The organism is Sphingomonas sp. ABOLE (assembly GCF_003950455.1).
GTDB lineage: Bacteria > Pseudomonadota > Alphaproteobacteria > Sphingomonadales > Sphingomonadaceae > Sphingomonas > Sphingomonas trueperi.
In genome coordinates this window covers 1-992 of sequence record NZ_QQWY01000109.1, presented here as the reverse complement: position 1 = coordinate 992, position 992 = coordinate 1, and the positions used below count along the sequence as shown (strand labels likewise).

At 61.7% G+C, this 992-nt stretch carries 1 protein-coding gene; it reads right to left on the bottom strand.

The window, feature by feature from the left end:
* Positions 1–365, bottom strand: a 365-nt coding sequence (locus CA234_RS24105) for a DUF736 domain-containing protein (protein ID WP_241213676.1), incomplete at its 3' end; no start/stop codon positions are given.
* Between the last annotated feature and the right edge of the window lie 627 nt (positions 366–992).

Below are 992 nucleotides of genomic sequence, written 5' to 3'. Positions count from 1 at the left end.
TTGCGGCGGCGGCGGTTGCCGTCCATGTCGCGGGTGCCGCGATCTTCCCGGTTCCACACGACGCGGAAGCCGTCCACATCGTCGCCGAAAAGCATGATCGGGAGCGGGTTCTTGAAGCTCGGGTCTTCGAGCCGCCCCTGATAGAAGGTTTCGCCGCTGGAGTTGCTCACCTGCTCCCACAGGGCACCGACGACAACCCAACGGTTGCCAACGTTCAGGGCCATGATCTCGAAGGCGGGTGCGCGATCGTTGTCGCTGCGGACGGGGCGGAGGCCGAGGCGCGGAAGGTCGATAGTAACCGACGCGATCGAACCGAGAAGATCACCGCTCTGAGCGCGCTTAAATTCACCGATGTTCATGATCATTACTCCAGTAGGCGGGGGCTTCTCCCCCTGTGTCTGGGTCGGGGCCTCTCCCCTTCCCTTCCGACATCTTCCTTTTACTCTCTCCCCTCTAAGTATTGAAGCGCATTGTTTTCTTGACGAAAACTCATCGTACATGGTGAGTCTGAGCAAGAAAAAGGCCCCGACTAGGGGCCGCAAAGAAAAGGGCAAATAACGCATTGGCCGCCCATGCGGCCAATTCTGCTTCTATAGCTGCGTTGAGCGCGGCTCGCCCTTGATCTCATCGCACCTGGAGCCGTCCTCGCAGGGGCTCAAGGCGCAGGCCTGTTCGACGCGGGCAACAGAAATGACGGTGGCTCCGACGCGCTTGCGCGTTGGATACCGTAGGGCCTTTAGGCCCGGTATTTCTGTTGAGGGGGCTTCCAACAAACATAAGCATCGGCCGCAGGCCGATACATGCTTGCCCCCGACCGCGGCGGGCAGGGCTGTAACGCGGAGACACTGAGAGGCGGCGTAGGGGGCGGTGAGATCATGGGCTCACAAGCAGCCCATGACGCGCCGATGCGCGTCATTCGACAGCCGAAGGCTGCTGGGGATGCATGATCAGCGGGCGACCAGGTGCGGGGCAGGGGAGTGCAGGCTGCAGCG